This window comes from Siminovitchia fortis, assembly GCF_007681465.1.
In the GTDB taxonomy this organism is placed as follows: domain Bacteria; phylum Bacillota; class Bacilli; order Bacillales; family Bacillaceae_C; genus Siminovitchia; species Siminovitchia fortis.
In genome coordinates this window covers 1-5474 of record NZ_VEKZ01000100.1, presented here as the reverse complement: position 1 = coordinate 5474, position 5474 = coordinate 1, and the positions used below count along the sequence as shown (strand labels likewise).

The 5474-nt window shown below is 43.3% G+C and carries 9 protein-coding genes; 8 read left to right on the top strand and 1 reads right to left on the bottom strand.

All coding sequences use genetic code 11. The features are described from left to right. The first annotated feature begins 190 nt into the window (after positions 1–190). The 8 genes from FS666_RS18755 (at position 191) to FS666_RS18720 (ending at position 5181) form a co-directional block, all read left to right on the top strand. A complete protein-coding gene (locus FS666_RS18755) occupies positions 191–1150 on the top strand; it encodes a DMT family transporter (RefSeq protein ID WP_144463725.1) in 960 nt (319 codons plus the stop codon). 27 nt (positions 1151–1177) lie between these two features. Then, positions 1178–1840, top strand: a complete 663-nt coding sequence (locus FS666_RS18750) for an HAD family hydrolase (RefSeq protein ID WP_144463726.1) — start codon at positions 1178–1180, stop codon at positions 1838–1840. A 69-nt stretch (positions 1841–1909) separates the two neighbouring features. Continuing rightward, entirely contained in the window at positions 1910–2284 is a 375-nt protein-coding gene (locus tag FS666_RS18745) for a hypothetical protein (RefSeq protein WP_144463724.1), read from the top strand. Further along, the gene (locus tag FS666_RS18740) at positions 2271–2789 is read left to right on the top strand and encodes an RNA polymerase sigma factor (protein WP_144463723.1); all 519 of its coding nucleotides are present in this window, start codon (positions 2271–2273) and stop codon (positions 2787–2789) included. Before FS666_RS18745 ends, FS666_RS18740 begins: the two co-directional genes overlap by 14 nt. Then, positions 2779–3003, top strand: a complete 225-nt coding sequence (locus FS666_RS18735; RefSeq protein WP_144463722.1) for a hypothetical protein — start codon at positions 2779–2781, stop codon at positions 3001–3003. Before FS666_RS18740 ends, FS666_RS18735 begins: the two co-directional genes overlap by 11 nt. A gap of 18 nt (positions 3004–3021) precedes the next feature. Further along, complete coding sequence (locus FS666_RS18730) at positions 3022–3264, top strand: DUF2164 domain-containing protein (RefSeq protein ID WP_120071229.1); 243 nt, start codon at positions 3022–3024, stop codon at positions 3262–3264. Beyond that, a complete protein-coding gene (locus FS666_RS18725) occupies positions 3236–3511 on the top strand; it encodes a hypothetical protein (RefSeq protein ID WP_186306620.1) in 276 nt (91 codons plus the stop codon). The genes FS666_RS18730 and FS666_RS18725 overlap by 29 nt, the downstream gene beginning before the upstream one ends. Before the next feature lie 317 nt (positions 3512–3828). Further along, entirely contained in the window at positions 3829–5181 is a 1353-nt protein-coding gene (locus tag FS666_RS18720) for an amino acid permease (protein WP_144463721.1), read from the top strand. Between the two features lie 48 nt (positions 5182–5229). Here FS666_RS18720 and FS666_RS20695 read toward each other — a convergent pair whose 3' ends face one another. Continuing rightward, a complete protein-coding gene (locus FS666_RS20695) occupies positions 5230–5436 on the bottom strand; it encodes a PH domain-containing protein (RefSeq protein WP_144463720.1) in 207 nt (68 codons plus the stop codon). Positions 5437–5474 lie beyond the last annotated feature (38 nt).

Below are 5474 nucleotides of genomic sequence, written 5' to 3'. Positions count from 1 at the left end.
TTATCTCGTCGGAGGCACTCCAGTCTGTACGTCGATGGGCAAGGCGCTTGCGCTTTTCTTAATGGGGGATTGCGGAAGCTTGCGTGGAAAATAAATTTCTTTGAATCTATATCAATGTCCAACCATTTCATATTATAATGTAAATGTTTTGATATTTCGATTTCCGAAGCAAGTGACTGGGGGGAGGCTCGTGAGGCCAATTTTGTTAGGTGTGGTAGCTGCATTCTTTTTTGCCTTTACATTTATTTTTAACCGTGCGATGGATTTATCGGGCGGGAGTTGGATTTGGAGTGCCTCGCTTCGTTATATATTCATGGTTCCTTTTTTATTGGTGATTGTAATGGTCAGGGGCAACTTTCGCAAGCTGATTCAGGAGATGAAGGCGAATCCGGGGGAATGGCTTCTTTGGAGCACGGTGGGATTCGGCTTATTTTATGCTCCACTCACATTTGCGGCAGGATATGGGCCGGGATGGCTGATTGCGAGCACGTTTCAAATAACAATCATCTCGGGATCGCTGTTGGCACCGCTTTTTTACGAGACCATTCAGACTTCTTCCGGCCGGATTTCTGTCAGAGGAAAAATCCCCTATAGGGGGCTGGCCATGTCGCTGATTATTTTAGTTGGGATTGCTATGATGCAATTGGAGCATATGAACGGACTATCACTAAAAAATGTATTATTTTGTGTCATTCCGGTTATAGTGGCTTCCTTTGCATACCCGCTCGGAAACCGAAAAATGATGGGGGTTTGCGGCGGCCGTCTGGATACATATCAGCGGGTTTTGGGCATGACACTTGGAAGCATGCCATTTTGGCTGGTCCTTGCCGGCTGGGAACTTGCAACGGGTTCCCTTCCTTCACAGGAGCAGACGTTTCAGTCTTTGCTTGTCGCTATTTCTTCCGGGGTAATTGCTACTGTTTTATTTTTCAAAGCGACGGATTCTGTCAAAGACAATATGGGAAAACTCGCGGCTGTCGAAGCTACGCAATCACTGGAAGTGCCTTATGCTTTGTTGGGGGAAATTGTTGTGTTGAGCGCTCCTATGCCTGCTCCTGCCTCCTTAATCGGTATGATGCTTGTTGTGGCGGGGATGGTGCTTCACAGTTATGTTTCCCGTGCAAAAGAAATGAGAAGCGCCACCCAGTAATGTTTTGAGAAAAGGAGGGGTTTAATGATGGAAGCAGTCGTTTTTGATTTTGATGGTTTAATCGTAGATACCGAGTCGGTCTGGTATGAGGCTTTCCGCCAAGTTTTCCGTAATTTGGATTATGGTTTGACGATAGACGAATTTGCACTCTGTATCGGTACGTCCGATGATGTGTTGTTTGCGCACCTGAAAAAGAAGGTTTCTTTTGCAAAAGAAGCTGTCATAAAAGAAGCTGAGTCAATATATAAAGATCGATTACAAGGTTTGAAGCTGAGAGATGGAGTGTTGGAATATCTCAGTTCAGCGAAAAAGCTCGGACTTAAAATAGGGCTGGCCTCGAGCTCCAACAGGAATTGGGTGAATGGCTTTTTGGAGCGCTTTGAAATTAAGGACTATTTCGATGTTATTAAAACAGCGGATGATGTGGCCAATATCAAGCCGGATCCCGAGTTATATTTAGCGGCCATCAAGGATTTGAAGGCTGCTCCCAAAGATACAGTAGCCTTTGAAGATTCAAAAAATGGTTTAATGGCAGCACTTGCCGCTCGTTTAAATGTTGTCGTTGTTCCGAACCAAGTGACAAGCCAACTGGACTTTGATGGACATCGATTACGTTTGGATTCAATGTCCGACATGCCGCTGGAGGAGTTGCTTGTGGCCATCACTGATTCAGGCGAAAAGATAATTTAATTGGGATTGAACCTTTTTGTCGTGCCGTTAGTATTAATTTACAAGGAGACAGGAAGGGGAGTGTTGTATATGCCGGTGACAGGCTGGGTGGTCAGCAGTATTGTGGCGGGAGTCCTGGGCGCTATATCCGTTGGAATTATTGCTCCCATGAACAAGAAGGTTGTCCGGGATAAGTGGGGGAAAATTGATTTTACAAAAACAGATATATATTTTTACTGGACGCGTTGGGATACGGTCATTTTGATTTTTGGCATTTATACTTTCTTGAATATAATCGGCCTGTTCGTTTTCCTTTTAAGGGGGGATAATATCGACAGTCCGCTCATACAGTTTTTCATTCACCAAACGGTTGTAATCGGGCTCGTTACATTTCTTTGGATGATTACAAAGCTGGTGTATGTTTTCAAAGGAATCAAAGAGCGGTGGCCAGATGAGTTTAAATAGGGAAATTCGATTGGATGACGGTTCTTCGGAAACGATTGAAACGCTGTATGAGTTGTATAGAGAGCCGCTGTATAAGTTTGTCTTCAGATATACAAACGATCAGCAGTTAAGTATTGATGTAGTCCAGGATACATTTGAAAAATTGCTTAAAAACCAACGATATTCACCTGAAAAAGGCAAGTTTAAAACATATCTTTTTCAGATTGCTTACAATACGATGGCCACGAAGTTGAAGAGAAGAAAAAGGCTCTGGTCACTGCTGCCATTCGTTGCACCCGACAGAACAACGGACATTTCATTGGAAGAGAGACTGTCCGTCAAGGAAGCGGTGCAGCAATTGCCAGAGCTTCAGAGGGCGGTCGTCCTTCTTGCTTATTATCATGATTTGACGCAAACTGAAACGGCAGACATTTTAGGAATCCCGGTTGGCACGGTCAAGTCAAGGCTGCATCATGCCATGAAAAAATTGAAGGATGATTTGGAGGTGGACGGAGATGAAAAATAAAAACGATGAAAAACTGTTTCAAAAGCTGGATGAATTTGTGGTGGAAGTGCCCGATTTTCCCATGGAAAAATCATGGATGGAAAGGGCGGCGAACTGGCTATTCGATTCTGTCCGCCTTCCGGAAGTTGAATTGACTGAAAGAGGAATGGCACTCTTACTATTTCTGCCGGTTTTGATTTCAGCCATCTCCGGCATCCCGTTCATATTTTTATAAAGGAGCCAAACCATGTTAATGCCTAAGCTTTCTTTAGAGAAAAAAAGAAAAATGATCCAGGAAATCCAGGAATTTTTCCTGAAAGAACGCGGCGAGGAAATCGGTGAATTCGCTGCCGAAATCTGTTTTGAATTTATTAAAGACAGGCTCGGTCCCGTTTTTTACAACGAAGGCATCCGTGACGCGAGAGAAGTGGCGGAACAAAGGATGCAGTTGCTGGAAGAAGATTTATATGCGTTGGAAAAGAGGTTATCAGACTGAAAAAAGCCGCCACAAGCCATGGGTCATTGCGGAGCAAAAAATTTGGACGGAGCGCTACATAAAGAAGGATCCCCAGCGAATGGCCCAAGGAGGCTTGCTGTCCGGCGCGTTATGGGTTTTTGCCATTGCCATGGTCATCCTTGCGGGATTTAAGCTCGGGATCATCTATGCCGTCGTTGTATTTTTAACGGCAATTGCCCTGCAGCTGTTCACTGAGTTTTGGGTACAGGGGAAAAGCTATGATTGAAGGGGGTCAGCCCCCAATATTTAGGCTGTCGGGAAGGAACCTCTCGGCAGCCTTTTAATTATTTAGAATTCTTTAATTTTACACCGCACTCATTTGTTATAGTACAATAACAATGCATGGTGGTGATAAATAAATTTTTTGTGGTAAAGTAACAAAAAAGGAGGTCTTTATTTCGGTCTGAATAGAGGCAAATAAAATAAATAGAAATTTTGTTTAGATAATGTAATCGCTTCACTAAGCGGGATAGCTGAAATGGTTTTGCATCCGGGATACTCGAACAATTTCACGAATCCTAAACAGTTAGAGAGGTAATTTTCATGCAACAAGAAAATCTATCAAGGGGTTTAAAAAACAGGCACGTACAATTAATTGCCATAGGCGGGGCGATCGGAACGGGATTGTTTCTCGGAGCGGGGAAATCCATCCATCTGGCAGGGCCGTCTATTTTATTTGCATACCTGATTACAGGCGTCATTGGCTTTTTAATCATGCGCTCTCTGGGAGAAATCCTGCTGAGCAATTTAAACTATCATTCCTTTGTAGACTTCGTCCAGGACTATTTTGGTGATACGGCAGCCTTTATCACCGGATGGACTTACTGGTTCTGCTGGGTCACAATCGCAATGGCCGACTTGACGGCGGTAGGGATCTATACACAATATTGGTTCCCAAGCATCCCCCAGTGGGTACCTGGCTTCATCGCTTTGATTTTATTGTTGTTGATCAACCTGGCTGCCGTAAAATATTTTGGAGAAATGGAATTTTGGTTTGCCCTGATTAAAGTCATTGCCATCTTGGCGTTAATTTTAGTCGGGATAATTATGATTTTGAAAGGTTTTTCCACAGATGCAGGCCCTTCCAGCTTCAAGAACCTATGGAGTCATGGCGGCATGTTTCCGAATGGGATGACCGGTTTCATCCTTTCCTTTCAAATGGTCATGTTTGCGTTTGCAGGCATTGAGCTTGTGGGACTCACTGCTGGTGAAACAGAAGACCCGGAAAAGGTGATCCCGAGAGCAATCAATAATATTCCTATCCGTATTATCATTTTTTACATCGGTGCACTGCTGGTGATCATGAGCATCTATCCTTGGACAGCGGTTAAGCCGAATGAAAGCCCGTTTGTCCAAGTATTTGCTGCGGTCGGTATTTCAGCCGCGGCCGGTATTGTCAACTTTGTCGTCCTGACGTCAGCAGCATCGGCTTGCAACAGCGGCATTTTTAGTACAAGCCGGATGGTCTACTCGCTTGCGAAAAATGGGAAGGCGCCAAACAAATTTAAAAAGCTGACATCTCACAGTGTGCCGTCCACTGCTTTGTACTTTTCAGCTGTTATTATATTGATTGGTGTTGTTCTGAACTATATTATGCCGGAAGGAGTATTTACGCTTGTATCAAGTATTGCTACTTTCTGCTTTATCTTTATTTGGGGGATTACGGTTCTTGCCCATTTGAAATATCGTAAAACAAGGCCTGAATTAGCCAAAAAGAGCAAGTTTAAGATGCCGCTCTTCCCGTTTACCAATTACTTAATCCTTGCTTTCTTCGGATTTATTTTGGTAGTGCTTGCACTCGGAGAAGACACACGTATTGCGTTGTTCGTAACTCCTGTGTGGTTCATTCTTCTGTTTGTCATATATAAAATCAGGGCAATGAAAAATGAAGGATGAGAACAGGCGTAACTGCAAACTGGCCGGTTGTATGAAAGTACAGCCGGTCTATTTCATTTTTATCTGTGAATTATTCTTTTTCAGTATCTCGATAAATTTATCTGTATCTTTGGGAGAAATTGAAATAGTTTCGTATTTTCCATAGTTAATTTCGATTTTATGTATGGACAGGGCAGGGGACGTGAATGGATTCTTCGCAAAACGAATGGATTTGATGCTTCGAATGACTATCGTTTTTTTTCTTACACGGCACAACTAACACAACCAGTTAGTTGTGCTGATTCCACTTTTTT